Here is a 25,039-nt window from a genome sequence, read left to right as displayed (position 1 = left end):
AGATCCCGCAGGATGACCGGGCGCACCCGCCTCGCGCACTGGTTCGCGCGCGTCGCCGCCGTCCTCGCCGTCGCCGCGCTGGTGGGCGTGACCCTGATGATCCTGTCGCCGGCGATCGCCCATGCGGCGCCCGTGCCGCCCGTGGAACCGACGCCGCCCGTCCCGCCGGCCGAGGCGCCCGCCGAGGGCGTCACGGTCGAGATCAACGGCGTCAACGGCACGCCCTCGGCCTCGATCCTCACTCTGCTCGGCATCACCCTGCTGTCGGTCGCCCCGGCGCTGCTGCTGATGATGTCGTCGTTCACGAAGATCTTCGTGGTGCTGGCGATGGCGAGGAACGCCCTGTCACTGCCGTCGATCCCGCCGAACCAGGTGCTCGCCGGCCTCGCGCTGTTCCTGTCGCTGTTCATCATGTGGCCCGTGCTGACCGACGTGAATCAGGTCGCCGTACAGCCCTACGTCGAGGGCGCGATCACCTTCCAGCAGGCGTTCGACCTCGCCCAGACACCCCTGCGCGAGTGGATGCTCACCTACACGCGCGAGGAGGACCTCGCGCTGATGACAAGGGCGTCGTCCCAGCCGAACCCCGAGGACGCGGCGAGCGCGCCGATGTACACGGTGATCCCGGCGTTCATGATCTCGGAGCTGCGCGCAGCGTTCATCATCGGCTTCGTCATCTTCGTCCCGTTCCTGATCATCGACCTCGTCGTCGCCTCCGCGCTGATGGCGATGGGAATGATGATGCTGCCGCCGGTGATGATCTCGCTCCCCTTCAAGATCCTGCTGTTCATCCTGGTCGACGGGTGGGGACTGATCATCCGCTCGCTGCTGGAGTCGTACGCGGGAGGCGGCGGATGACGCCCGAGGCGGTGCTCGACATCGGCATGCAGGGCCTGATCGTCGCCGCCAAGCTCGCCGCACCGCTGCTGATCACGGCGCTCGTCGTCGGATTCGCGATCTCGCTCCTGCAGTCGATCACGCAGGTGCAGGAGGTCACCCTCTCGTTCGTCCCCAAGGCCGTCGCGGTCGGCATCGCGCTGCTCGTGTGCGGCAACTGGATGATCGCCGAGATCATCGCCTTCACGAACGACATGTTCGCCCGCATCCCGTCGCTGCTGTCGGGAGGATGATGTGCACCTCGCCATCGACTTCGCGTGGCTGGAGGCGACCATGATGGCCGCCGTGCGGATCACCGCGTTCCTGATGATCGCGCCGCCGTTCTCACACGGCGCGATCCCCGCCCGGGTGAAGGCGATGCTCGGCATCGGCCTGTCCCTCGCGATCGGCACCGCGGTCGCCCCCGGCTACGAGAGCCTCGACACGGCGCCGTTCCTCGGTGCTCTCGTGCTGCAGGTGATCACGGGCGCACTGCTCGGCTTCCTCGTGCTCGCCGTCTTCTCGGCGGTGCAGGCGGCGGGCAACCTGATCGACGTGTTCGGCGGCTTCCAGCTCGCGCAGGCCTTCGATCCGCAGTCCATGGTCAACGGCGCGCAGTTCACGCGACTGTTCCAGCTGACCGCCATCGTGCTGCTGTTCGCCTCCGACGGCTACCAGCTGATCATCGCGGGGCTCGCGCGCAGCTTCACGGCCGTGCCGGTCGACGGCGTGCTCGACATCGCCGGCCCCGCCGAGCTGCTGACCGATGTGGTCGGCCAGCTGCTGCTGGCGTCTGTGCAGATCGCCGGTCCGCTCGTGATCGTGCTGTTCCTCGCCGACGTGGGGCTCGGTCTCGTCACCCGCGTCGCCCCCGCGCTGAACGCGTTCGCGCTGGGCTTCCCGCTCAAGATCGCGCTGACGCTCGTCCTCGCGGGAGTTGTGTTCGTCACCCTGCCGGGCATCGTCGCCGCCCTCTCCGGCGAGGCGCTCGGCCTCATGCGGGGGGTGAGGTGACGTGGCGGAGACCGACAGCGGCGAGCGCACAGAGAAGGCCACCGACCGGAAGCTCCGCGAGGCGCGCCGCAAGGGGCGCCTCTCCCGCAGCCAGGACCTCACCGCGTGGGTGGGGATCGCCGCGGCCGGCGCCATGGCGACGAGCGCCGTCTCGGCCGGAGCTTCCGCCGGCACCGCCCAGATGATCGCCGTCACGGCCATCGCGAACGACCCCGACCCGACGCGGGCCGTCGCCATCCTGGCCGACGGGCTGGGGTCGATGGGAACCACGCTCGGCCCGCTCCTCGCCGCGGTCGCGCTCGCGACGCTGCTCGCCGCCGCGGCGCAGGGCGGCATCCACCTTCGCCCGCTCACCGCCCGCGTCGAGCAGCTCGACATCGTCGCCGGTCTGCGCCGCGTCTTCGGGATGCAGTCGCTCTGGGAGGGCGCGAAGGCGCTGCTGAAGACCCTCGCGATCGGAGGGGCGCTGTGGGTCGTGATCGCGAGCCTTCTTCCCGCCCTCGCCGCGAGCGGCGGACAGTCGGTCGCCCACCTGATCTCGGAGGCGGCGGGCGCGACGGCGGCCGTGCTGCAGGTCGCGGTCGCCGTCGGCGTCGCCCTCGCGATCGCGGACGTGTTCGTGGTGATGCGCCGCAACTCCAAGCACACCCGCATGACGAAGCGCGAGGTGAAGGACGAGAGCAAGAGCAGCGAGGGCGACCCGCTCATCCGCTCGCAGCGCCGCGCCCGGCAGCTCGCGATGAGCCGCAACCGCATGATCGCCGCCGTGGCGAGCGCCGACGTCGTCATGGTCAACCCGACGCACGTCGCCGTCGCCCTGTCATACGAACCCGGCCGCTCGGCGCCGCGCGTCGTCGCCAAGGGCGCGGGGATCATCGCCGACCGGATCCGTGAGAAGGCCACCGAGGCCGGCGTCCCCATGGTGAGGGACATCCCCCTCGCCCGCGCCCTGCACGCCGCCTGCGAGCTGGGCCAGGAGATCCCCGCCGAGCTCTACACCGCCGTCGCGCGCGTGCTCGTGTTCGTCGGCGCCCTCAAGCGCCGCGGATCGGCACGCGGCGTGCACACCGTTCCGCCCCCGACCCAGAGGCCCGCATGAAAACGCTCCTGAAGAACCTCGCCGTCCCGGTCGGCGTCGTCGGCATCATCCTGCTTCTCGTGGTGCCCGTCCCGCCCGCGCTGCTCGACGTGCTGATCATCCTGAACATCATGTTCGCGCTTGTCATCCTGCTGACGACGATGTTCGCCAAGAGGCCGCTCGACTTCTCGGTGTTCCCGTCGCTGCTGCTGGTGGCGACGCTGTTCCGGCTCGGCCTCAACGTCGCCTCGACGCGTCTCATCCTGGGCGAGGCGCACGCAGGTCAGGTCATCGAGGCGTTCGGCACGATCGCCGTGGGCGGATCGATCATCATCGGCGCGGTGGTGTTCCTGATCCTCGTCGTGATCCAGTTCGTGGTGGTCACGAAGGGTGCGGAGCGCGTGGCCGAGGTCGGGGCGCGCTTCACGCTCGACGCGATGCCGGGCAAGCAGATGGCGATCGACGCCGACCTCAACGCGGGGCTGATCACCGATGCGGAGGCCCGCACCCGCCGCGCCGAGGTGGCGGCGGAGGCCGACTTCTACGGCGCCATGGACGGCGCCTCGAAGTTCGTCAAGGGTGACGCGATCGCGGGCCTCGTGATCATCATCATCAACATCGTCGGCGGCATCTGCATCGGCATGATCACCCACGGCATGCCGATCGAGGAGGCGCTGAACACCTACGCCATCCTCACGATGGGCGACGGCCTTGTGACGCAGATCCCCGCGCTGCTCATGGCCGTGTCGACCGGCATGATCGTGACCCGCTCGGCCGCCGAGCACGACATGGGCACGGCCGCGTCGTCGCAGCTCATGCAGTCGCGCGGCGCGCTCACGATCGCCGGATGCGCGGCGATCGCGATGGCGCTGATCCCCGGAATGCCGATGCTCCCGTTCATCGCGATCGGCGCGGCCCTCCTTCTCGCGGCCCAGCGCCTCCGGGCGGCCGAACAGCGCCGCGACGTCGAGCAGCGCCAGGCGCCCCTGGCACCGGCATCCGACCAGCCCGAGGACCTGATGGAGCGGATGCGGGTGCACGCCCTCGAGATCCTGCTCGCGCCGAACCTCGTCGATCTCGTCACCGGCGGCCCCGACGACCTGCTCGCGCGGGTCAAGGCCCTGCGCCGGAAGATCGCGCTCGACCTCGGGTTCCTGGTGCCGCCCGTCCGCACCCGCGACAACATCGAGCTGCCGCCCTCCACGTACGCCATCCGGATCGCCGGGGTCGAGGCCGGACGCGGCATGGCGCCTCCCGGCACCGTCCTGGCACTCGGCGGCGGGCTCGACTCGCTGCCCGGCCCGTCCGTCCTCGACCCGGTGTTCGGGCTGGAGGGCAAGTGGATCGCCCACGAGCTGCGGCACAGCGCCGAGCTCGCCGGCGCCACGGTCATCGACCGCGCGAGCGTCATCGTCACGCACCTGTCCAACGTGGTCCAGACGGGGGCGTCGCGGCTGCTCAGCCGCGAGGACGTCCGCCAGCTCACCGACGGGCTCAAGCAGGTCAGCCCCGCCGCGGTCGAGGAGCTCACCCCCGCGCTGCTGTCGCTCGCCGAGATCCAGCGCGTGCTCACCGGCCTCCTCGCCGAGCGCATCCCGATCAACGACCTCGCCCGCATCTACGAGGCGCTGGCGTTGCGGGCCAAGGTCTCCGCCGAGCCCGAGGGCCTGATCGAGGCGGCTCGCGCCGCGCTCGGCCCGGCCATCGCCGCGCGCTTCGCCCACCAGGGCACGCTGCGGGTGATCATGATCAACCCGCTGCTCGAGCAGGCGATGCTCGAGGGTCAGCGACACGGCGAGGACGGCACCCACATCGTGCTGGATCCCGCCCGTCTCGACGCGGTGATCCGCTCCCTGAAGCAGACGGTCGAGGAGCTCGACCCCGGGCTCGGGGAGGCGGTGCTGGTGTGCGCGCCGACGCTGCGTCCCGCGGTGCGCCGGCTGGTCTCCGCGCAGACCGACGGCATCCCGGTCCTGTCGTACAACGAGGCGACCGCCGGCGGCTTCGCCATCGAGACGGTCGGCGTGGTGCGCGACAGCGAAGCGGCCGGTTCCCTTGCCGGATAGGCTTGCCTGATGCTGGTGTTGACGAGGCGGATCGGCGAGACCGTGCTGATCGGCGACGACATCGAGGTGACCGTCCTCGACGTCAAGGGCGACAGCATCCGCATCGGCATCCAGGCGCCGCGCACCACGCGCATCCAGCGCGCCGAGATCGTCGAGGTCGTCGGCGCCGAGAACGCGCAGGCCGCCCGTGCCGGCGCCGATGCCGAGGCGGCGCTGAGAGCCGCGCTCGCCCCGCGCGCCACACCCGACGCCTGACACGCTCGCGCACCCGCGTCCCCCGGAGGGGCGCAATCTATCGGCGCGCCCCGGGTTCCGCCAACCCGCTCGACGGCGGCACATCGGGCGCCTAGTGTCGCCAGCGACAGCGAACCCACGTCACGAAGGGACGTTCGATGACCGATGTCGCATCCACGGGACCCGAGCCGAGCGAAGAGGGTCGTCCGATCCTCACCGACCGGCAGGGCCATCCCATCTCCGACAACCAGAACCAGCGCACCGTCGGGGCCCGCGGCCCCGCCACGCTGGAGAACTACCACTTCCTCGAGAAGATCAGCCACTTCGATCGCGAACGCATCCCCGAGCGCGTGGTGCACGCCCGCGGAGCCGTCGCGTTCGGACACTTCGAGGCCACCGGGAAGTGGGGCGACGAGCCCATCGAGAAGTACACGCGCGCGAAGGTGTTCGCCGAGGCCGGGAAGAAGATCGACCTCGCGATCCGCTTCTCGACCGTGATCGGCGGCCGGGACTCGTCCGAGGCGGCGCGCGACCCGCGCGGCTTCGCGGTGAAGTTCTACACGGAGGACGGCAACTGGGACCTGGTCGGCAACAACCTCGCGGTGTTCTTCATCCGCGACGCGATCAAGTTCCCCGACGTGATCCACTCGCTCAAGCCCGACCCCGTCACGTTCCGCCAGGAGCCCGCGCGCATCTTCGACTTCATGTCGCAGACGCCCGAGTCGATGCACATGCTCGTGAACCTGTTCAGCCCGCGGGGCATCCCCGCGAACTACCGCCGCATGCAGGGCTTCGGCGTGAACACGTACAAGTGGGTCAACGCGCAGGGTGAGACGCACCTCGTGAAGTACCACTGGATCCCCCGCGCGGGCGTGGCGAGCCTCACCGAGGCCGACGCCGCGAACATCCAGGCGGGCGACCTCGGGCACGCGTCGAAGGACCTGTACGAGCACATCGAGCGCGGCGAGTACCCGCAGTGGGACCTGTACGTGCAGCTGATGAGCGACGACGAGCACCCCGAGCTCGACTGGGATCCGCTCGATGACACCAAGGTGTGGCCCGAGAACGACTTCGAGCCGAAGCTCGTGGGCACGATGACGCTCACGAGCAACGTCTCGGATCACCACAACGAGAACGAGCAGATCGCGTTCGGCACGGGCGTGCTCGTCGACGGCCTCGATTTCTCGGACGACAAGATGCTCGTCGGCCGGACGTTCTCGTACTCCGACACGCAGCGCTACCGCGTGGGCCCGAACTACCTGCAGCTGCCGGTGAACGCGCCCAAGCACGCCCGCGCCGCGACCAACCAGCGCGGCGGGCAGATGTCGTACGGCGTGGACCTCGGCGAGGGGCAGAACCCCCACGTGAACTACGAGCCGTCGATCACGGGCGGCCTGCGCGAGGCGCAGCACCCGACCCACGACGAGCAGGGGCCGGAGATCACGGGGCGGCTCACCCGCAAGCGGATCCCGCGCACGAACGACTACCTGCAGGCGGGCCAGCGCTACCAGCTGATGGAGCAGTGGGAGAAGGACGACCTCGTCGCCAACTTCGTCGAGCTCATCGGCCAGGCCGCACGCCCCGTGCAGGAGCGTATGGTGTGGCACTTCCTGCTGTGCGACGACGAGCTCGGACTGCGCGTCGGCGAGGGCCTGGGCATCGGGGTGGACGACGTCAAGGACCTGCCGCCGCTGCAGAGCCAGACGCTCAGCGAGGCCGAGCTCGAGCGCCTGCGGAACCTGGGTGCGAACGGCCCGCGCGACGTGACGGGGCTGAAGATGACGCACGTGGTGCCGAACGAGCACGTGGTCGTCGAACGCTGACCCGGCGCATGGATCGGCCCCCTCCCTCGACCGAGGGAGGGGGCCGATCGGTGTCCTGCGGCTCAGCGACCGAAGCCGGCCCGGTCGACCTTGCGGTGGTAGCGCATGCCGGCGACCCCGCCGAGGACCGCGCCGAGGAGGCTGACGAGCAGCGCGCCCACGGCGGTGATGATGCCCGCCGTCGTCAGCTCGCCCTCGCTGAACGGAAGTCGCGGGAACGTGTTGACGTTCGCCAGGATGTTCCACTGCGCTCCGGCGATGGCGGTGATGATCGCGACGATGATCGCGACGATGATCGCCCACAGCCACACCGCGATCCCCTGCTTGGCGCCGCTGAAGCGCGCCATCCGGCCCGCGACGTACCCGCCGCAGTAGTAGGCGACGAGGAGGATCACGAGGACGGCGATCGCTCCCGCGATGCCGATGGTGCCCGCGTTCTCCTGCGCGGCCTGCTCCGGATCGACCTGGCCGCCGAGGCCCAGTGCCGCACCCGCGCCCGCGACGAGCGCGGTCAGCAGCACGGTCATTCCCATCGCGCACAGCCAGCCGAAGAAGGCCGAGCCGAACTTCATGCCGCCGAACTCCTCCTTCTCGCGGGCGACGACCTCGTGGCGCGCGGCACGGGCCGCCTCGGGCGACGTAGCCCCCGCGACCGGCGCGGCGACGGTGGCGTCGCGGTCCGCGTCGCGGTCCCGATCGCGGCGGAGCTCGCCGTCGCGATCCCGGTCGGCGGCGTCCGCGTCGCCGTCCCGGTCCCGGTCGCGTCCGAAGAGGCCGCCGCGGTCAGCGTCGCGGTCGCGATCCCGCTCATCCCGGTCATCGCGTCCATCCCGGTCCTGATCGTGGTCGCCGACGATGGCTCCCCGCCCGCCGCGCTCGGTGGCGACGTACTCGCGGTCGACGAAGTCGCGCTGCACGACCTCGCGATCCTGCCCTGCGGCGCCGTCACCCTGACGGGCGCCGGTGGTGGTGCGGTCGTCGACGCGCGGCGCGTCGTAGGCGCGGGTCGGCTCGTCGCTTCCCCGGCCCGCGTCGAGGTCGGGCGCGGAGCGCCCCGTCGTCACCGACTCGTCGTGCACGTGCTGGGATGCCTGCTGGTCAGCCGCGCCCGGTCGCTCGCTGCGGTTGACGCCGTCTCGATCCATGGGAGTGCTCATGGCGGTGCTCCTTTCGGGTTTCACCCTGCGGTGTCACAAGTGAACTCGCGCGGAACCGCTCCCCCACAGGGCATTGCGCTGAGGCGGAGAGCGCGCTATACGCCCGAGAGGACGACGAGTTCCCGCGTCGAGCGGGTCATCGCCACGTAGCGGTCGACGGTCGCCTCGATCCCCTCACCCCAGCCCTCGAGATCCACCAGCACGACGAGGTCGTACTCGAGCCCCTTCGCCTCCGCCGGCGAGAGCGAGCGGATCCGGTCCCATCCGACGAACGACGGATCGCCGATCACGCACGCGACGCCCTCGTCGTTCTCCGCCGTCCATGCGGCGAGCAGTGCGTCGCGCTCGGCGATCGTGCCGCGGCGCACCGGGATGCCGCTGCGGCGGATGGACGTGGGCACGTTCGCATCCGGGATCGCGCGCCGGATGACCGGTTCGGCCTCGGCCATCACCTCCTCGGGCGTGCGGTAGTTGACCGTCAGCGCGGCGATGCTCACGTCGCGGAGCCCGGCATCCGCGAGACGCTGCTTCCACGAGCGCGTGAATCCGTGGCGGGCCTGCGCGCGGTCGCCGACGATCGTGAAGCTGCGCGAGGGATTGCGGCGCAGCAGCATCCCCCATTCGGCGTCGGTGAGCTCCTGCGCCTCGTCCACGACGATGTGCGCGAACGGGCCGTCGAGCGGCTGAGCGGCCGCTGCGGTGACGGCCGGCACGGCGAGGGTGCCCCGCAGATCCTGCCCGCGCAGCATCGACATCACGCGCAGGTCCGAGTCATCGGTCCCGATGAGATCGGCGACGACGTCGTCCATCCGCGCCCGCTCCGCCGCGGCCTCTGCCTCGGCGCGTCGCCGCCGGACCTCGGCCTCGGGGTCGCCGACACGCAGCCGCGCCGCGTCGAGCAGCGGAAGATCGGCGCGGGTCCACGGCGCATCCGCCGGGCGCTGCAGCGCGGCGACGTCGGCCGCGGTGAGCCCCGGCGCGCAACGGCGCAGCAGCACCGGGTCGGTCCAGAGCGCCCGAACGAGCGCGACGGGATCGAGCAGGGGCCACGCGGCGTCGAACGCCGCGCGCAGCCGCTCGCTCTCGGCGAGCGCGCCGCGCACCGCCTCGTCGCCGTCCTCGCCCACCAGCCCGTAAGCGTCGAACGCCTCCTCGTCCGCGGGCGCGTCCTCCGCGAGGCGCTCTTCGTCCCATGCCGTCGTGCCCGCGTCCCCCCAGCCCTCGTCGGCCCAGCGGTCGTCGGGTCCGCTGTCCTCCGCCTCCGCGCTCTCGCGCGGCGCCGCGCCCACACGATCGACCAGGATGCGCACAAGCGCGTCCCACGCCTGCGTGCGCGCTTCGTTGTGCGTCGCGCCAGGTTCGATCGCCCCGAACGCCTCCTCCCAGTCGCTCGCGCCGATCCTGAGATCGCCCCACGCCGTGTCCACCAGCACGTCGCGAGCAGGCGGGCGCTCGCGCAGCCGCACCGCCGCGTCGACGGCGTCGACCACGAGCGCCGACGCCTTCAGGCGCGCGACGTCACGGTCCGTCTCCTCGACCGCCTGCGATCCCTCCGGCACGAGGTCCGCCAGGGTCGTGATCCTCACCCCCTCCTCGCCGAGGCCGGGCAGGATGTCGGCGACGTACGCCGTGTACGCGTGCGAGGGGCCGACGAAGAGCACGCCGCCGCGGCCGTCCTGCAGGCGCGGGTCGGCGTACAGCAGGTACGCGGCGCGATGCAGGGCGACGACCGTCTTGCCCGTGCCGGGGCCGCCGTCGACAACGAGCGCACCGCGCGATCCGGCCCGGATGATCGCGTCCTGGTCCGCCTGGATCGTGCCCAGCACGTCGCGCATGCGGGGCGAGCGGCTGGCGGCGAGGCTCGCGATGAACGCCGACTGGTCGTCGAGGGCGCGCCCCGCGGCGAGCGCCTCCGGCGTGAAGGCCTCGTCCCAGTAGTCGGTTATCCGGCCGTCGTTCCAGCGGTAGCGCCGCCGGCTCGTCAGCCCCATCGGCTGCGCGTGGGTCGCACCGAAGAAGGGCTCGGCCGCGGGAGCACGCCAATCGACCAGCAGCGGCTCGCCCGCATCGTCGGTCAGGGCGAGGCGGCCGATGTACAGGGTGCCGTGCGCGCCGACGATGCGGCCGAGGCACAGGTCGAGTCCGAAGCGACGCAGCATCCGCAGCCTGGCGGTGAGGCGGTGGATCTCGAGGTCGCGGTCGAGCGCCGCCTGACCGTGGCCCGCCGGCGCGCGACGCTGCTCGTCGAGGCGCGACTCGAAGGCGGAGATCTGGCGCGCGAGGCTGTCGGCGATGCGGGCGAACTGGGCGACGTCGTCGCGGATGAGGGCCGGATCGGCCTTGGCGGGGTGGGCGGCGAGGAGGAACGGATGGGTGCTGTCTGCGTGCACGGCGGCGGCTCCAAGGGCGAGGGCGAACGCGTCATTCTGCCCCATGACCTGGGCCTTGCGGCAAGGCCCCACCCCTCCCGTATCCTGGAGATGCGGGCGGATTCCCGGACTGCTCCCCGATCGTCGAGTCCCGCGGATTCCGATCCTCCTCCCTCACCGTCGCGTCGATGTGGGCCGTGACCGGTGCGTCCTCGCCGAATGCGCTCGACGGGCTCGTCCTAGAATGTCCGGCATGCCGGTCTTCGATCACCTCGGAACCACCGTCGACGACGTCCCGCGCGGTATCGCGCAGTTCGATCCGATCCTGCAGGCGCTCGGCTTCGATCGCACGGACGCCGACACCTCCGTGTCGTGGTGGAAGGACGGCGAGACCGAGCTCATCCTGATGCCGCCGCGAGAGCAGGGCACCGGCCCGCACGTACACGGGCGGGTCGGATGGCAGCACCTGGCATTCGCGGTCGACTCGCGCGCCGAGGTCGACCGCCTGCACGACATCGCCCTCGCTGCCGGCTGGACCGCGGTGCGCGACCCGAAGATCTACCCGCGCTTCAGCGAGCGCTACTACGCCTCGTTCGTCGAGGACGACAACGGCATCCGCATCGAGTTCATGCACAACCCGCCCCGCGACGCCGAGTGACTCGAGCGCGCGGGCCCCGCCCGGCGCCTCGAGATCACGCTGGCGTCCTCCGCCCGCGATCGCACGGTGGACGTTGCCCGAGGGCTGATCGTCCTCAGGCGATGAGTTCGGCCGCGCGACGCAGATCGGCGGCGAGGCCGTCACGGGCGCGACGTCGGTCGCCCTCGTCGCGGATCCGCAGGATTCCCGACGGGTGGGTCGTGACGATGGTCGGCGTGCCATCCGGCGACTCGAGCACCATGCCGCGCACCTCGGCGATCTTCACGGGCGATCCCAGCACGGCGCGCGCGGCCGTCGCGCCGAGCGCGACGATCACGCCGGGCCGGACGAGCGCGATCTCCTGCTCGAGCCATGGGTGGCACGCGGCGATGTGTGCGACCCCGGGCTTCTCGTGGATGCGGCGCTTGCCGCGCCGCTCGAAGCGGAAGTGCTTGACCGCGTTCGTGCGGTAGATCTGGTCCTCAGCCAGTCCCGCGGCGTCCATCGCCTCGTCCAGCACTCGCCCCGCCGGACCCACGAACGGCTCGCCCTCCTGGTCCTCGCGGTCGCCGGGCTGCTCGCCGACGAGCATCATCCGGGCATCCACCGCGCCGCGCGAGAACACGACCTGGGTCGCGTCCCGCCACAGCTCGCAGCCCCGACAGTCCTCAGCCGCGTGCCTCAGTGCGTCCAGGTCCGCCCCGCGCGGCACCCAGTGCTCGGCGCCGGGGCGCTCCGCATCCTCGGTCATGCCCTCCATGCTGGTTGCGAGCCCGCGAAGGCTGTAGGCGGTTGACTTCGGCGGGCTGCCTAACGCGCGCGCCGCTCCCTCTCGCGCGCGGCGGAGAACGGCAGCCGGACGACCACGTTCGCTCCCCCAGCGGTCGGTCGCGCGAGCGTGCGGCGCCCGACGCGCAGCCCGCCGAATGTGCGGCCGAGCGGCGACCCGAGGAAGAGCCCGAGAGTCGCGCCCGCCGCGAGCGCGATGCCCACCATCCCCGCGGTGATCAGCGACGACGTCGCGAACAGCAGATGCTCGGTCTCGCCGCCCGACTCCACGAGACCCAGCAGGCCGCGGAACACCGCGGCACCGGGGACGAGCGGCAGGATCGCCGCAGTCGTGACCGCGACGGATAGCACGTGCAGGCGGTGCGCGATCGAGGCGCCGATCACGCTGGCGACAAGGGCACCCACGAAGCTGGCGGGCGCCTGGTCGAGGCCCGCGGCGCCCACGACCGCGAAGCCTGCCCAGGCGATCATCCCGAGCACGGCGCTGACGATGATGATCCCGGCACCCGCGCCGTTGAAGACCGCCACCGCGATGGCCACCAGCACGGCCCCCGCGAACTGCGCGGGCACCGGGCCCAGCGGCAACGCCTCGCTCGGCGGCTGCATGCCGACGTTCAGCGCCCGCGCGAGCTCGAGGCCGACGAGGATGCCCAGCACCACGCCCAGCGTCTGGACCGTCAGCTCCAGGATGCGCCCGCCCGCGGTGAGCGAGAACCCGTCGATCGCGTCCTGTGCCGCGCCGACGACCGCGAGCCCCGCGAGCATGAGCACGATGCCCGACGACACGACGATCGTGGCGCGGACGTCGACGAACGGCTCCACGCCCGCTCGCGCGAGCATCGCCGTCAACACCGTCACGGCCGTGAGCACAAACGCCCCGGCGATCTGGCTGAAGAAGAGCGGCACCTGCAGCCTGGCGAGCCCCGCCTGCGTGAGCGCCACGGCGAGCGCGGCGACGAACGTGACGGCGAGGATCGACCACGACGCCCCGAACATCATGCCGACGCCCACCGCGAGCAGAGCCTGCGACAGAACGACCACCAGCGGCCGATAGCGGAACGGCGTGCGCCGGATCTCGTGGAAGCGCGCGCGGGCCTCGCCGAGGTCCAGCCCTCCCTCGACGTCCCGCACAAGGGCCTGGAGCGCCTGCAGCTTTGCGTGGTCGGGCACCGCCGAGCGGACCACACGCATCAGCGTGATCGGCCAGTCATCGCCGTGCCGGTGATCCGAGACGGTCACCGAGTTGAAGGTGACATCGACGTGCACGCTGACGAGCCCGTAGGCCTGCGTGATGCGCAGCGCAGCCAGCACGACCTCCTTGGCCGAGGCTCCGACCGAAAGCATCACCTCGGCGACGCGCATCGCCAGGTCGATCACGCGCACCGCCATCGCGTCGTCGATCACGGGCAGTGCTTCCGTCGCCGTGCGCTGCGAGGCATCCACATGGATCGCCCGCCGCACCGTCTCGAACATCCTCCAGCCACGCTCGCGAACCATGCCTCCATCCTCCCCGACGACCTCCGGGGGTGCACATCGGCGGAGCTCGGCGGCCGAGCTCAGAGCGCCGGACGCAGGGAAGCGCTCATCCTGCGCCGGTCGCGCCCTTCGGCTCGTTCGCGCCCTTCTCAGCGGTCGACACGATGCGGCTGACCATGCCACTGAAGATGAGGCCGTGGAACGGCAGCATCGCGAGCCAATAGAGCCGGCCGGTGAGCCCGCGAGGGAAGAACACCGCACGCTGCCGATATTCGCTCCCGGTCGCCGCGTCGTCCACCGCGAGCTCGAGCCAGGCGCTTCCGGGAGTCCACATCTCGGCGCGCAGCCGCAGCAGCCGACCCGGCTCGAGCGCCTCGACGCGCCAGAGGTCGATCGCGTCCCCCACCGACAGCCGCGCGCGGGTGCGGCGGCCGCGCTGCAGCCCCACACCTCCGCTGACGCGGTCGAGCCAGCCGCGCACGGCCCACAGCGCGGGCGCCGAGTACCAGCCGTTCGTCCCGCCGATCTGCGTGATCACGGCCCACACGGCGTCGCGGTCGGCGGTCGTCCGGCGAGAGCGGCCGTCGGTGAACACGGTTCGGCCGGCCCAGGACGGGTCGCTCGGCAGCGGGTCGCTCGGCGCCCGTACCACGGTCGCGTCCACCCAGCTCGTCTCCACCTGATCGATCTCGATGCGCGCGAGCGCCAGCCGCACCGATTCGAGGTACCCCGTCAGGCCCGCGGGCGGCGGCGGGATGATCGCGTCGATCTCGTGGTCCCGCATGATGCACGGGTGCTGCAACGACTCGACAAGCGGCCGTGCGATCTGCCGCGGAACCGGCGTGACCAGGCCGACCCACAGCGAGGCGAGCCGCGGAGTCAGCACCGGCAGGGCCGCGATGCCCCGCTGGGGCAGTCCCGCCTCGAGCGCGTAGCCGTTCATCATCTGGCCGTACCGCAGAACGTCAGGGCCGCCGATGTCCAGGGCACGCGTGACGGCCGGGTCCACGCGTGCCGTCGCCAGCAGGTAGTGCAGCACGTCTCGCACGGCGATCGGCTGGATCTCGTTGCGTACCCACTTGGGCGCCGGCATGTAGGGCAGCACATCCGTGAGGTGGCGCACCATCTCGAACGACGCTGAGCCGGATCCGATCACCACACCCGCGCGCAGCACGAGGGTGGGCACGCCTGACGCGAGCAGGATCTCGCCGACCTCCTTGCGCGATGCGAGATGCGCGGACAGAGGCGCTCCCTCGGGATGCAGCCCACCCAAGTACACGATCCGCCCGACGCCGTGCACGTCCGCGTGACGGGCGACGTTCTGCGCGATCGCGCGGTCCGTGGCGGCGAAGCCGGAGCCGCTCGTCATGGAGTGCACGAGGTGATAGACCACGTCGACATCTGCCATCGCCCGATCCATCGCCCGGGGATCCCCTGCGTCGCCCATCACGACCTCGACGTCGCTCGCCCACGGCAGCGCCGTCACTCGCCGATTCGAGCGGACGAGGACGCGCACCCGGTATCCGCCGCGCAGCAGCCGCGGCACGAGCCGTCCGCCGATGTAGCCCGTGGCGCCCAGCACCAGCACGCGCGGCGCCTGCCCGTCGGGGCGTGGCATCGCCCGCAGATTCTCCTCAGCTCCCGTCGGAGCGCTGAGCTCGCTCCGAGCGGGCGCGTCGCTCACGGCCCGACGCCCGCGACGACGGGCGCGACGCCGGGGCGCTCGTTCTCACAGCACGCTGATGCGCAGTTCGTCCATCGGGCTGAGACGACGGGGACGAATCTGGTGGCGGTCGATTCCATTTCTCGCTCCATGATCGAGGGCCGGTTCAGGCGGTCCGGAGGGCGTGGACGATCAGCAACACCGTCACCACGAAGCCGCATGCGTAGTTGATCCACAGGAAATGTCGCCACCCACGATTGGCGCGCGCTGAGTCTGCATCGGAGACGCGGGCGTATGGTGCGGCTGCGAGGAGGTACGGGATGGCGAGCAGCGCGGCCCACGCACCCGGCTGACCGGTGGACAGCATGAGAAGTCCCGCCGCTGTCCACGCGGCGAGCGCGAGTGCCACGGTGCGGGCAGCGCCGAGCGCCGTGGCGATCGAGACGATTCCCGCCTGGCGATCGGGAACGACATCCTGGACGGCGCCAAAGGCATGGCTCGCGAGCCCCCACAGGAAGAACGCCAAGAGCACCGCGACCAGCGGCGCGTCGAACACGCCGCCGCCGATCACCACGCCGTACGCCGCGGGGCTCACGAAGTGCACGCTCGAAGTGACCGAGTCGAGCACGGGCAGCTCCTTGAAGCGAAAGGGCGGCGCCGAGTACGCCACGACGGCGAACAGGCTCACCGCGAGCACGAGCCACGAAAGAGGCGTCCCCCAGACGACCAGGAGCACGACGAAGGGGAGGCACGCGAGGGCCGACGCGATCAGCACGCCGCGGTGACGCGCGGGCGGCAGCAGCGCCCCTTCCACACCGCCCTTGCGGGGGTTGGCCAGATCGGACGCGTAGTCGAACACGTCGTTCACGCCGTACATCGCGAGGTTGTACGGGACCAGGAAGAACAGCGTTCCCACGATCAGGACGACGTCGACCTCCCGTGATGCGAGCAGGTACGCGGCCGCGAACGGATAGGCGGTGTTGATCCAGCTCAGGGGACGCGATGCGGCAAACAGGTCACCGATCACGGCGGCTCCTCCGCTGCCACGGGGTGAGCAGGCGCGCCCAGATCGCCGGCAGCAGAATCACCGCGGCCAGCGGATACGCGAAGTCCTCGATGGGTGCAGCGCCGATCCGGATCCCGGAGATGTGCGTGTCGTCGTACGCGAACAGTCCCGCGGCGATCATGACGTTGTCGAACAGCGCGGTCAGCACCATGAGGGCGGCGGCGGCGATCGCCAGGGCGGCGAGCGACGTGCGCGGGCGGGCGCCGAGCGACGTGCGCGGGCGGGCGCCGAGCGACGTGCGCGGGGAGGCGCCGCCCGTCTCCGTGGCGGCGCAGCGGCGGTCGCGGCGCAGCAACGCCGCGGAGAGCGCCGCGATCACCATGAAGACCGCGCACAGCACGAGGTAGGTCATGCTGCCCCCGTCCTTCTCCGCTGCAGCCACTCGTCCGCCCCGCGCACGAGCACCATCGTCAGCTCGCACAGGAAGAGCAGGAACACGGGCTCCTCGATCGGCAGCTCCGGCGCGAGCAGGATGCCCGTCATGAAGGCGGTCTCGGCGCGGAAGAAGATGCCGAGACCGATGCCGAGAAGGTCCCAGGTCAGGAAGAAGGCGAGCCCGATCCCGAGCACGAGCAGCGCAGGTCCAGGCGCGCGTCCCAGGAACAGCCGGTGCCGCAGGTCCAGCGTCACGACGCCCGCCAGCGACAGCAGCAGGCACCCGAGGTAGACGATGCTCACGGTTCCTCCAGGGGGCCCGCCGAGCGGTCGCCACGCAGGCGCTTGAGCACGAGCTCTGCGCTGATCAGGCACATCGGAAGGCCGATCCCGGGGATCGTCGTCGCGCCGGCATAGAGCAGTCCGTCCACGCGCGAGGAGGCGTTCGTCCCACGCAGCACGGCGCTCTGGCGCAGTGTGTGGGCGGGCCCGAGCGCTCCCCCGCGCCAGGCGCCGAAGTCGCGCTCGAAATCGGCAGGGCCGATGCTTCGCCGCACCACGATGCGCTGGGCGAGGTCGGGGATGCCCGCCCAGGACGAGATCTGGTCGATCGCGGCGTCCACCGCGCGCTCGACGGCGGGGCTGCCCGTGCCGTCGCGCCCCCCATGGCCGATGGTCGGGTCGGCCGGCACCGGGATGAGGACGAACAGGTTCTCGTGGCCCTCCGGCGCCACGTCGTCCGTGGCGCTCGGACGGCACACGTAGATCGACGCCGGATCCGGGATGCGCGGGCTCTTGCCGTAGATGGCGTCGAACCCCTCCTCCCACTCGCGCGTGAAGAACAGCGTGTGGTGCGCGAGTTCGGGCAGCGCCCCGCGCACCCCGAGCAGCGCGAGCACGGCGCCCGGCCCGGGGTCGCGCGATTCCCACCAGGCTTCGGAGCGCGTCCGGTGCGCGGGTGCGAGCAGCCGGCGCTCGGTCTCGTGCAGGTCAGCGCTTGACACGACGATGTCCGCCGGAAGGTGCTCCACGCGGCCGTCGCCGCAGTGCACCTCGACCCCGATGACGGTGCGCCCCTCGACCGTGATCCGCCGCGCCCTCGTGCCGGTGCGCAGTCGCGCCCCCTCCTGCTCGGCGAGGCGCGCGATCGCGTCGATCACGGCTCCGAAGCCGCCCCGCGGGTAGAGCACTCCCTGCCCGATGTCGAGATGGCTCATCAGGTGGTACATGCTGGGGGCCGCAGCGGGCGATGTGCCGAGGAACACGGCCGGGTAGCCGAGCACCTGCTGCACGCGCAGGTCCTCGGAGTGACGGCGGATGAACCTGTCCAGCGGCTCAGCGAGCAGGCGCGACAGCAGGGGCAGCCGCGTCAGGGTGTCGCGCCCGAGCAACGGGCGCAGCGACGCGAACGTGCTGTACAGGAACTTCGAGGTGGCGAGTTCGTAGGTCTCGGCCGCGGACGCGAGGTACGCGTCGATCCGGTCCGCCGCGGCGGGATCCAGCGAGACGAGCGCGTCGCGCGCTCCCGTTGCCGGCAGGTCGAACGCGTCTTGCTGGCCCTCGAAGTACACGCGATACGCGGGGTCGAGCGGGACGAGGTCCAACTGCTCGTCGGACGAGGTGCCGAGCAGGCGGAAGAAGTGGTCGAACACCTCGGGCATCAGGTACCACGACGGGCCGGTGTCGAACACGAAGCCGTCCGCCGACCATCGGCCGGCGCGCCCTCCCAGCTCGTCGCGTGCCTCGACGAGCGTCACGTCCGCGCCCTCCCGGGCGACGAGCGCCGCAGTGGCGAGACCCGAGATGCCCCCGCCGATCACGACCACGCGCTGCCGCGCGGTCACGCCGGAACCCGCCCGAGAGCCGCGCGGGTCAACAGGCTCACCTTCGTGGGCGTCGGCACCGAGATGCGACGACGACGCAGCTCGTCGGCCGGCGTCTGGCGCACCCTGTCGTTCAGCTCGCCGAACAGCGCCGCCGCCGCCGAGGTGGCGCGCCGTGACCCCGGGGGCAGCCGCACGATCGCGCGGCGGGCGACCGCCAGGTCGTCATCGATCTCCTGCACGAATCGATTCTTGTCCTCCTCCGTGAAGTGCACGGGATCCACGCCCGGCAGGTAGACGCGTCCCAGACGCTCGACGTCGTCGCGCAGGTCGCGCAGGAAGTTCACCTTCTGGAACGCCGCCCCCAGGCGCCGTGCGCCCTCCTCGAGCTCCTCGTCGATCCGCACGCCCGCGCCCTCGGTCGCGAAGACCCGCAGGCACATCGAGCCGACGACCTCGGCGGAGCCGTGGATGTAGGTGCGGTATGCGTCGGGATCGAACGCGGATGTTCCCTCCGCATCCGTCCGCATGGACGCGAAGAACGGTCGCAGCAGCTCCTCGCCGATGCCCGTCTCCCGAGCGGTGACGGCGAACGCATGCACGACCAGGTTCGCGCTGAAGCCCCGGGCGAGCGCGCGAAGCGTCTCCTCCTCGAGCTCGTCGAGCAGCGCGCAGCAGTCGGCGGCCGGCAGCCCCGCCTCCGTCGCGGGGCCGTCGACGACCTCGTCCGCCACCCGCACGAGGGCGTAGACATCGGCGACGCGGCCGCGCACGTCGCGAGGCAGCAGTCGGCTCGCCAGGCCGAAGGACGTCGAGTAGGCGCCGATGACGCGCGCCGACGACATGCGCGCCGTGCGCGTATACAGGTCAAGTCCCGACGGCCGGGTCATGCGTCGCGCTCCGCGCACATCCCTGCGATGCTCCGCAGCCCGCTGCGGAGCATATCCGGCAGCCCCGCGTCATCGATGTCCTGTCCCACCTGTGCGAGCTGCTCCGCAATCAGGGCCTCCACCGCGGCAACCGCTCCGCTGTCGATGATCGCGGCACGCAGCCTCTCGGCGTCATCGGCGGCGAGCGAGCGCAGCCCGAACAGGTGGGCCACGTCGCGCCACGCGTCCTCGCGCTCAGCGAAAGCGATCAGCAGGGTGCGCTTGCCCTCCCGCAGGTCGCCCATCGCGCTCTTGCCCGTGAGTTCTTCGATGCCGAAGACGCCCAGCATGTCGTCGCGCAGCTGATAGAGCAGGCCGAGGCCCGTGCCGATACGCCACAGCGCATCCGCCGTCGCGGGTGGCGCCTTCGCGAGCACGGCGCCCGCACGAAGCGGCGCCGCGAAGGAGTAGGTCGCCGTCTTGTGTTCCATCATTCGCCGGATGTCGCCGCTCTCGGCGCGCATCACGCCAAGAGCGAAGCCGACGTCGGCGTGCTCACCCGCCGCCGTGAGAAAGACCGCGTCGTCGACGATCTCGGTGAGCCGCGCGCGCGCGGGGTCGTCGATGCGAGAGATCAGGGCGTGAACGCCGCTCAGCAGCAGATCGCCCGCGAGGAGCCCGGAGGCGGCGCCCCACGCTGTGGCGGTCACGGGTTCCGTGCCGGACTCGACCGCAGACGCCGCGAATGCGCCCGCGAGATTGGGCCTTCCGCGTCGCACGAGATCGCCGTCCAGCACGTCGTCGTGCAGCAACAGCGCGCTGTGGAGCACCTCGAATGCGGCTGCCACGACCGCGGCCGCCGCGCGATCGTGACCGCCCAGTGCCTCGTACGCCAGCAGCACCAGGCGCGGCCGAAGGCGCTTGCCGCCGCGGGCCGAGTCGGCGGCGCGCCGCCACAGCAGGCCCGCCTGGTCGCCGATCGCATCCGCGCGAGCGATGCGGTTCGCGAAGTAGTCCTCGATCACGGCGTCCACCAAGCGCTCGGCGGGCGTCTGAGGCGCCGCCGCAGCCAGTGCGGGAGCGACCCGGCCCGCGGCTGCACCCGCGGCGAGCCCCGGCTCGAGCGTCCTCGCCGGCGCATGAGCGTTCACGGACGCGCCGTCCAGGCTGCAGCCGTGATCGTGCCTCCGGCCCCCGACATGTTGCGCGCCTGCATGACCAGCCAGGGGCTGAAAGCCCAGGGAGCTGCATCGAGCGCCGCGGCGAGCCGCGCGGGCTCGATCCATTTCGCCTCCATCGCCTCGGCCGGATCCAGCGAAAGGTCTCCCACCGCCTCGGCCGTGTACACGGGGCAGATCTCGTTCTCGACAACACCCGAGGCGTCGACCGCGCGATAGCGGAAGTCGGGCAGCGCGAGGCGCAGATCACGCAGCTCGAGCCCGAGTTCCTGACGCGCTCTGCGCTCGACGGCCTCGGGGATCGGCTCGAACGGCTGCGGGTGCCCGCAGAATGCGTTCGTCCAGGTTCCGGCCCAGGTGCGCTTGGTGAGTGCGCGCCGCGTCAGCAGAATCCTGCCCCGCGGATCGCGGACGTGGCAGGAGAAGGCGAGATGCAGCGCCGTATGCGCGTTGTGCACCGTGTCCTTCGGGGCGACGCCGCACGGATCTCCGCGCTCGTCGAGCAGGACGACGCGTTCGATGAGGTCGCTCACGCATTTCTCCAGGTGTATTACTAGCTCGGCTAGCGACATGTTACCCATACATCCGACCGCCCGTCGACTAGCCTCATCGCATGGGTGAAGAGAACCCGCTGCCGAGGCGCCAGGTGGTCCTGCACGACCCGCGTCTCTCCGATCCGGACGAGGAACTCGTCCGCCGCTCCCACCTGTCGGATGCCGAGCTGAATCAGGTGATGCGCGTGCTCGATGCGATGCGGCGCTGGCGCGAGACGGAGCGCGTGGCGAGTGAGGCGTCTCAGCGATACATGAAGCTCGGGGAAACCGACATGCGGGCGCTGCGATTCCTGATCGCGGCACAGCGGCAGGGCGTGGTCGCCACGCCGAGTCAGATCGCCGCGCACCTTCGGGTGTCGACCGCGTCGACGACAAAACTGCTGGATCGCCTCGCCGAAGGAGGTCATATCCGCAGAATGCCTCATCCGATCGATCGCCGCAGCTTCGCGATCGAGGTCACGGATGAGACCCGCATCGCCGCACGAGCGAGCGTCGGGCGCAGTCACGCGCGTCGCTTCGACGCCATTGCATCGCTCACGGCAGGCGAGCGCGAGGCCGTAGCGCGATTCTTCGACTCCCTGATTGCGGCGGAGGACGCCCCCGAGGGGCAAGAGAGGGCAGCGCCGAGCTGATCCTTCGCAGAGTTCAGAGCAGGGTCGTGAGGACTCCCCCGTCTGCCCGCAAGGCGGCGCCGTTCGTGGCGGAGGACAGGGGGCTCGCCAGATACCGGGCGAGGTGGGCGATCTCGTCGGGCTCTATGAAGCGCTGCAGCAGCGTGGTGGCGTTCGCCGAGATGATGCTCTCCTTGACCTGCTCCGGCGGCAGCCCCTGAGCACGCGCGATACCCTCCACGGCCTCGGCGACGCCGTCGGAGTATGTGGGACCACCGAGGATGGTGTTCACGGTGACGGCCGTGCCGCGCGTGAGCTTCGCGAGGCCGTTGGCAAGCGCGATCATGGCGGCTTTCGAGACGCCGTAGTGCACCATGTCGGCCGGAACGTTCACGCCCGATTCGCTCGAGACGAACAGGATCCGCCCCCATCCCCGATCGAGCATTCCCGGCAGCAGCAGCCGCGACAGGCGCACGCCGCTCATCACGTTGACCTCGAAGTACCGTCGCCACTCCTCGTCGGAGACGTCCGCGAAGCGCGCGACGCCGAACAGGCCGACGTTGTTGACGAGGACGTCGACCTCGCCCAGTTCGCTCAGCAGCCGATCGATCTGCTCGGGTACGGCGAAGTCGGCGGCGATCCCGTCGATGTCCGCCCCGGGAACGAGCGTCCGCAGCCGCTCGCACGCCGCGCGGACGCGCTCGGCGCTCCGCCCGTTCACGACGACGGATGCGCCGGCCTCCGCGACCTGCTTCGCGATCGCGAATCCGATCCCCTGCGTCGCGCCGCTCACGAACGCCCGCTTGCCGCCCAGATCCTGTTCCATGCCGCTCCTATCACTTGCTCAGTCAAGTGAAACCGTAGCATGTTGACTTGAGCGGGAAAGTCATCCGGTTCTCGCGTATCCTTCAGGAATGCCGGATCGCGAACCCCCTCACGCTCTCGCCGGAGAGGATCTCGAGACATGGTCGTCGTTCGCGACCGTCCTCGAATGGCTGCCGGCGGCGCTCGACGCCCAGCTGCTGCGCGACGCCGGGCTGACGCACTTCGAGTACGGCGTGCTGTACGCCCTGGCCTCGGCGTCCGACGAGACGCTGCGGATGAGCGTGCTCGCCGAGTACGCGAACAGCTCGCTGTCGCGCCTGTCGCGCGCCGCGACCCGCTTGGAGAAGCGCGGCCTGCTGCGCCGGGAGCCCGATCCCGCGGACGGCCGGTACACGCTCGCGATCCTGTCGGCCGACGGACGGCGGACCGTGCGCGAGGTGTCTCCCGGCCATGCCGAGACCGTGCAGCGCCTGGTGCTCGCCCCGTTGACGGCGGCGCAGCGCCGTCAGCTGAGGGACATCGCGCGCCGCATCCAGCACGCGATCCGCGGCGACGAGGGCTGGCGACCGCCCGCGGGCACCTGACGCACGAGGGCCCCGCCGCGTGGCGGGGCCCTCGGTGTGGGTGGCGCGGGATCAGCCGATCGGCGTGCCCGCGACCGTCAGCTCCCAGGAGGGCTGCCAGAAGTCGGCCGGGTCGATCGTGCCCTTCGCCTGGGCCCAGTCGATCAGCAGCTGGCGGATCTCCTTCTGCTCGTCGTACACGAGCGGCGCGGCGGCGATGTGCGGGAAGCCGCCGCCGCCCGAGCGACGGTAGTTGTTCACCGCCACCACGACCTCGGCGTCATCCGCGAGGGGCGTTCCGTCGGCGAGCGTCAGCTCGCCGATCCGCGACCCGACGGGCTGGGCGACATCCACCGTGTAGTTCACGCCGGCGATGATGTCGAGGTTGTAGTCGGGCGTGCCATTCGCGCCCGTGTGGACCGCGGGGTCGAACGCCGTGCCGGCGGGCACCGTCGCGAAGTAGCGGTTCGAGAACTCGAGGTAGTCCTTGACCTGCGCTCCCGTCATCGTGACGGCGTGCAGCGTGTTGTCGTACACGTACAGCCCGGCGATGTCCTTCACCGAGACGTCGCCCGCCGGGAACACCGCCGTGCGCGAGAACGGCGCCGCGATCGACAGCACCGGCAGATCCGCGTACTCGGTCCCCTCCAGCGCCGCGTCGACCGTGTCGGTCTGCACCTTCTGGATGAAGTCGATGATCGGGGTGTCCTCGTAGCGGGACGTGACGGCAGACAGCTCCTCGGTCGACTGCGCGACGACCTGGTTGACGTAGTCGACGGTCGTGGCGTGCTGGTCGGCGACGAGATCCAGGATCTCCTGCGACTGCGGGTAGTCCTTGGTGCGGATGGCCGTCGCCTCCGTGGCGGTGACGTCCCACTTGCCCTTGACCTTCGTCAGGTCGATGTCGACGCGCGAGACGGCCGATCCCCAGCGGTACGGCTGCGTCAGCAGCACCTCCTCGCCGGTGACTTCGTTGGTCACGATCTGCGACGGGCGGTCCTGGTGCGTGTGCCCGACGACCATGACGTCGATGCCGGGGACTGTGCGCGCGATGACGTCCGACGGGTTCTCGGCCGGCGCGATCGACTCGTCGTACGACGACGTGCCCACACCCGCGTGCGAGAGCACGACCACGACATCGGCGCCGGCGGCCTTCACGCGCGGCACCCACGTCTTGGCCGACTCGACCATGTCCTCGAACTCGAGGCGGCCCTCGACGTTGCCCTTGTCCCAGATCGCCGAGCCCGGCGTGGTGAGGCCGAGGATGCCGACCCTGACGGGCTTGTTGCCCTTCACGTGCTTGGTGACGATCGTGTACGGCGTCAGCGCCGGCTCGTCGGTCGTGACGTCAAGGACGTTCGCGCCGAGCAGCGGGAAGTCGAGCGCACCCTCGTAGGCGTCGAGCGTGTCGAGCCCGTAGTTGAACTCGTGGTTGCCCACGACCTGCGCGTCGTAGCCGATCGCGTCGTAGGCCGCCGCCATCGGGTGCACCGCGCCCGTCTGCTCGACCGGCTCCTGCACCGCGTAGTAGTAGCTCAGGGGCGTGCCCTGGATCGCGTCGCCGTTGTCGACGACGATGACGCTGTCGTCTCCCTCCTGGGCGCGCACGTCATCGACGACGGATGCGACCGAGGCGAGACCGATGGAGTCGCCGGCGCGGTCGGAATACGGCCGGTCGTTGAAGTAGTCCCAGCTGGCGACGTTCCCGTGCAGGTCCGTCGTCGCGAGGAGCGTCAGGTCGAGCTCGTGATCCTGCGGGGCCGCGGCTGCCGGGACGGCGGCCGAGGCGACCAGCACGACCACGAGGGCGGAAGCGAGGCGAAGCTTCAAGGGGTCTCCTTCGAGCGTGAATGCGGCTCGGAGATCACCGAGCCAAGCGAACCTTAATCCGGCGGTGGGACGGCCACGTGAACTCACGGGCCCGGTGGGGAGAGCTCCCCATGCAGGGTCGCTGAGCAACGTCAGCGGGGCGAGGACTGCGCTCTCTACTCCG

Annotated in this window: 24 protein-coding genes; 10 read left to right on the top strand and 14 right to left on the bottom strand. The window is 71.0% G+C overall.

The window, feature by feature from the left end; genetic code table 11:
* The first annotated feature begins 12 nt into the window (after window positions 1-12).
* The 7 genes from fliP to ABD161_RS08510 all read left to right on the top strand — a co-directional run bounded on the left by fliP (window position 13) and on the right by ABD161_RS08510 (window position 7,091).
* Window positions 13-858 (top strand): flagellar type III secretion system pore protein FliP, encoded by an 846-nt coding sequence (gene fliP, locus ABD161_RS08540; protein WP_344001533.1) that lies wholly within the window; start codon window positions 13-15, stop codon window positions 856-858.
* Window positions 855-1,130: a flagellar biosynthesis protein FliQ gene (gene fliQ, locus ABD161_RS08535; protein ID WP_344001531.1), complete on the top strand. Its 276-nt coding sequence runs from the start codon at window positions 855-857 to the stop codon at window positions 1,128-1,130. The genes fliP and fliQ overlap by 4 nt, the downstream gene beginning before the upstream one ends.
* A 1-nt stretch (window position 1,131) precedes the next feature.
* Entirely contained in the window at window positions 1,132-1,890 is a 759-nt protein-coding gene (locus ABD161_RS08530) for a flagellar biosynthetic protein FliR (protein ID WP_344001529.1), read from the top strand.
* Between the two features lies 1 nt (window position 1,891).
* On the top strand, window positions 1,892-2,989 hold the full coding sequence (locus ABD161_RS08525; protein ID WP_344001527.1) for an EscU/YscU/HrcU family type III secretion system export apparatus switch protein: 1,098 nt from the start codon (window positions 1,892-1,894) through the stop codon (window positions 2,987-2,989).
* Complete coding sequence (locus ABD161_RS08520; protein ID WP_344001526.1) at window positions 2,986-5,034, top strand: flagellar biosynthesis protein FlhA; 2,049 nt, start codon at window positions 2,986-2,988, stop codon at window positions 5,032-5,034. The genes ABD161_RS08525 and ABD161_RS08520 overlap by 4 nt, the downstream gene beginning before the upstream one ends.
* Window positions 5,035-5,043: 9 nt before the next feature.
* Window positions 5,044-5,289, top strand: coding sequence for a carbon storage regulator CsrA (gene csrA, locus ABD161_RS08515; protein ID WP_344001525.1), 246 nt, complete (start codon window positions 5,044-5,046; stop codon window positions 5,287-5,289).
* 137 nt (window positions 5,290-5,426) lie between these two features.
* Window positions 5,427-7,091 carry a catalase gene (locus tag ABD161_RS08510; RefSeq protein ID WP_344001523.1) on the top strand — a complete coding sequence of 555 codons (1,665 nt, stop codon included), beginning with the start codon at window positions 5,427-5,429 and terminating at the stop codon, window positions 7,089-7,091.
* 62 nt (window positions 7,092-7,153) lie between these two features.
* Here ABD161_RS08510 and ABD161_RS08505 read toward each other — a convergent pair whose 3' ends face one another.
* Window positions 7,154-8,248 (bottom strand): hypothetical protein, encoded by a 1,095-nt coding sequence (locus ABD161_RS08505; RefSeq protein ID WP_344001521.1) that lies wholly within the window; start codon window positions 8,246-8,248, stop codon window positions 7,154-7,156.
* 95 nt (window positions 8,249-8,343) lie between these two features.
* Window positions 8,344-10,683, bottom strand: a complete 2,340-nt coding sequence (locus ABD161_RS08500; protein ID WP_344001519.1) for a HelD family protein — start codon at window positions 10,681-10,683, stop codon at window positions 8,344-8,346.
* Window positions 10,684-10,870: 187 nt separating this feature from the next.
* On the opposite strand from ABD161_RS08500, the gene ABD161_RS08495 reads away from it, so the two are divergent.
* Window positions 10,871-11,275, top strand: coding sequence for a VOC family protein (locus ABD161_RS08495; protein ID WP_344001518.1), 405 nt, complete (start codon window positions 10,871-10,873; stop codon window positions 11,273-11,275).
* 94 nt (window positions 11,276-11,369) lie between these two features.
* Here ABD161_RS08495 and ABD161_RS08490 read toward each other — a convergent pair whose 3' ends face one another.
* The 10 genes from ABD161_RS08490 to idi form a co-directional block, all read right to left on the bottom strand.
* Window positions 11,370-12,005 (bottom strand): UdgX family uracil-DNA binding protein, encoded by a 636-nt coding sequence (locus tag ABD161_RS08490; protein WP_344001517.1) that lies wholly within the window; start codon window positions 12,003-12,005, stop codon window positions 11,370-11,372.
* A 59-nt stretch (window positions 12,006-12,064) separates the two neighbouring features.
* Complete coding sequence (locus tag ABD161_RS08485) at window positions 12,065-13,540, bottom strand: threonine/serine exporter family protein (RefSeq protein WP_344001516.1); 1,476 nt, start codon at window positions 13,538-13,540, stop codon at window positions 12,065-12,067.
* A gap of 85 nt (window positions 13,541-13,625) precedes the next feature.
* Window positions 13,626-15,137 carry an SDR family oxidoreductase gene (locus ABD161_RS08480; protein WP_344001514.1) on the bottom strand — a complete coding sequence of 504 codons (1,512 nt, stop codon included), beginning with the start codon at window positions 15,135-15,137 and terminating at the stop codon, window positions 13,626-13,628.
* A 211-nt stretch (window positions 15,138-15,348) separates the two neighbouring features.
* Window positions 15,349-16,209, bottom strand: a complete 861-nt coding sequence (locus tag ABD161_RS08475; RefSeq protein WP_344001512.1) for a prenyltransferase — start codon at window positions 16,207-16,209, stop codon at window positions 15,349-15,351.
* On the bottom strand, window positions 16,199-16,600 hold the full coding sequence (locus ABD161_RS08470) for a lycopene cyclase domain-containing protein (protein ID WP_135115321.1): 402 nt from the start codon (window positions 16,598-16,600) through the stop codon (window positions 16,199-16,201). Before ABD161_RS08470 ends, ABD161_RS08475 begins: the two co-directional genes overlap by 11 nt.
* Window positions 16,597-16,926, bottom strand: a complete 330-nt coding sequence (locus ABD161_RS08465; protein ID WP_135115322.1) for a lycopene cyclase domain-containing protein — start codon at window positions 16,924-16,926, stop codon at window positions 16,597-16,599. Before ABD161_RS08465 ends, ABD161_RS08470 begins: the two co-directional genes overlap by 4 nt.
* Complete coding sequence (gene crtI, locus ABD161_RS08460; RefSeq protein WP_344001508.1) at window positions 16,923-18,467, bottom strand: phytoene desaturase family protein; 1,545 nt, start codon at window positions 18,465-18,467, stop codon at window positions 16,923-16,925. The genes ABD161_RS08465 and crtI overlap by 4 nt, the downstream gene beginning before the upstream one ends.
* The gene (locus ABD161_RS08455) at window positions 18,464-19,336 is read right to left on the bottom strand and encodes a phytoene/squalene synthase family protein (RefSeq protein WP_167760797.1); all 873 of its coding nucleotides are present in this window, start codon (window positions 19,334-19,336) and stop codon (window positions 18,464-18,466) included. The genes crtI and ABD161_RS08455 overlap by 4 nt, the downstream gene beginning before the upstream one ends.
* The gene (locus ABD161_RS08450; RefSeq protein WP_344001505.1) at window positions 19,333-20,466 is read right to left on the bottom strand and encodes a polyprenyl synthetase family protein; all 1,134 of its coding nucleotides are present in this window, start codon (window positions 20,464-20,466) and stop codon (window positions 19,333-19,335) included. Before ABD161_RS08450 ends, ABD161_RS08455 begins: the two co-directional genes overlap by 4 nt.
* A complete protein-coding gene (gene idi, locus ABD161_RS08445) occupies window positions 20,463-21,026 on the bottom strand; it encodes an isopentenyl-diphosphate Delta-isomerase (RefSeq protein WP_167760800.1) in 564 nt (187 codons plus the stop codon). Before idi ends, ABD161_RS08450 begins: the two co-directional genes overlap by 4 nt.
* 80 nt (window positions 21,027-21,106) lie before the next feature.
* Between idi and ABD161_RS08440 the strand changes: the two genes are divergently transcribed.
* Window positions 21,107-21,679, top strand: coding sequence for a MarR family winged helix-turn-helix transcriptional regulator (locus ABD161_RS08440; protein ID WP_344001502.1), 573 nt, complete (start codon window positions 21,107-21,109; stop codon window positions 21,677-21,679).
* A 13-nt stretch (window positions 21,680-21,692) separates the two neighbouring features.
* Here the strand turns inward: ABD161_RS08440 and ABD161_RS08435 are convergent, their stop codons facing one another.
* A complete protein-coding gene (locus tag ABD161_RS08435) occupies window positions 21,693-22,484 on the bottom strand; it encodes an SDR family NAD(P)-dependent oxidoreductase (RefSeq protein WP_344001500.1) in 792 nt (263 codons plus the stop codon).
* Between the two features lie 88 nt (window positions 22,485-22,572).
* Here ABD161_RS08435 and ABD161_RS08430 point away from each other — a divergent pair, with 88 nt between their 5' ends.
* Window positions 22,573-23,067: a MarR family winged helix-turn-helix transcriptional regulator gene (locus tag ABD161_RS08430; protein ID WP_344001499.1), complete on the top strand. Its 495-nt coding sequence runs from the start codon at window positions 22,573-22,575 to the stop codon at window positions 23,065-23,067.
* 51 nt (window positions 23,068-23,118) lie between these two features.
* Here ABD161_RS08430 and ABD161_RS08425 read toward each other — a convergent pair whose 3' ends face one another.
* Window positions 23,119-24,876: a bifunctional metallophosphatase/5'-nucleotidase gene (locus ABD161_RS08425; RefSeq protein WP_344001497.1), complete on the bottom strand. Its 1,758-nt coding sequence runs from the start codon at window positions 24,874-24,876 to the stop codon at window positions 23,119-23,121.
* Window positions 24,877-25,039: the final 163 nt, after the last annotated feature.

Origin of the sequence: Microbacterium paludicola (assembly GCF_039529675.1) — a bacterium.
Classification (GTDB): domain Bacteria; phylum Actinomycetota; class Actinomycetes; order Actinomycetales; family Microbacteriaceae; genus Microbacterium; species Microbacterium paludicola.
The sequence above is the reverse complement of the archived record's forward strand: the minus strand, read 5'-3'. Positions and strand labels throughout refer to the sequence as shown.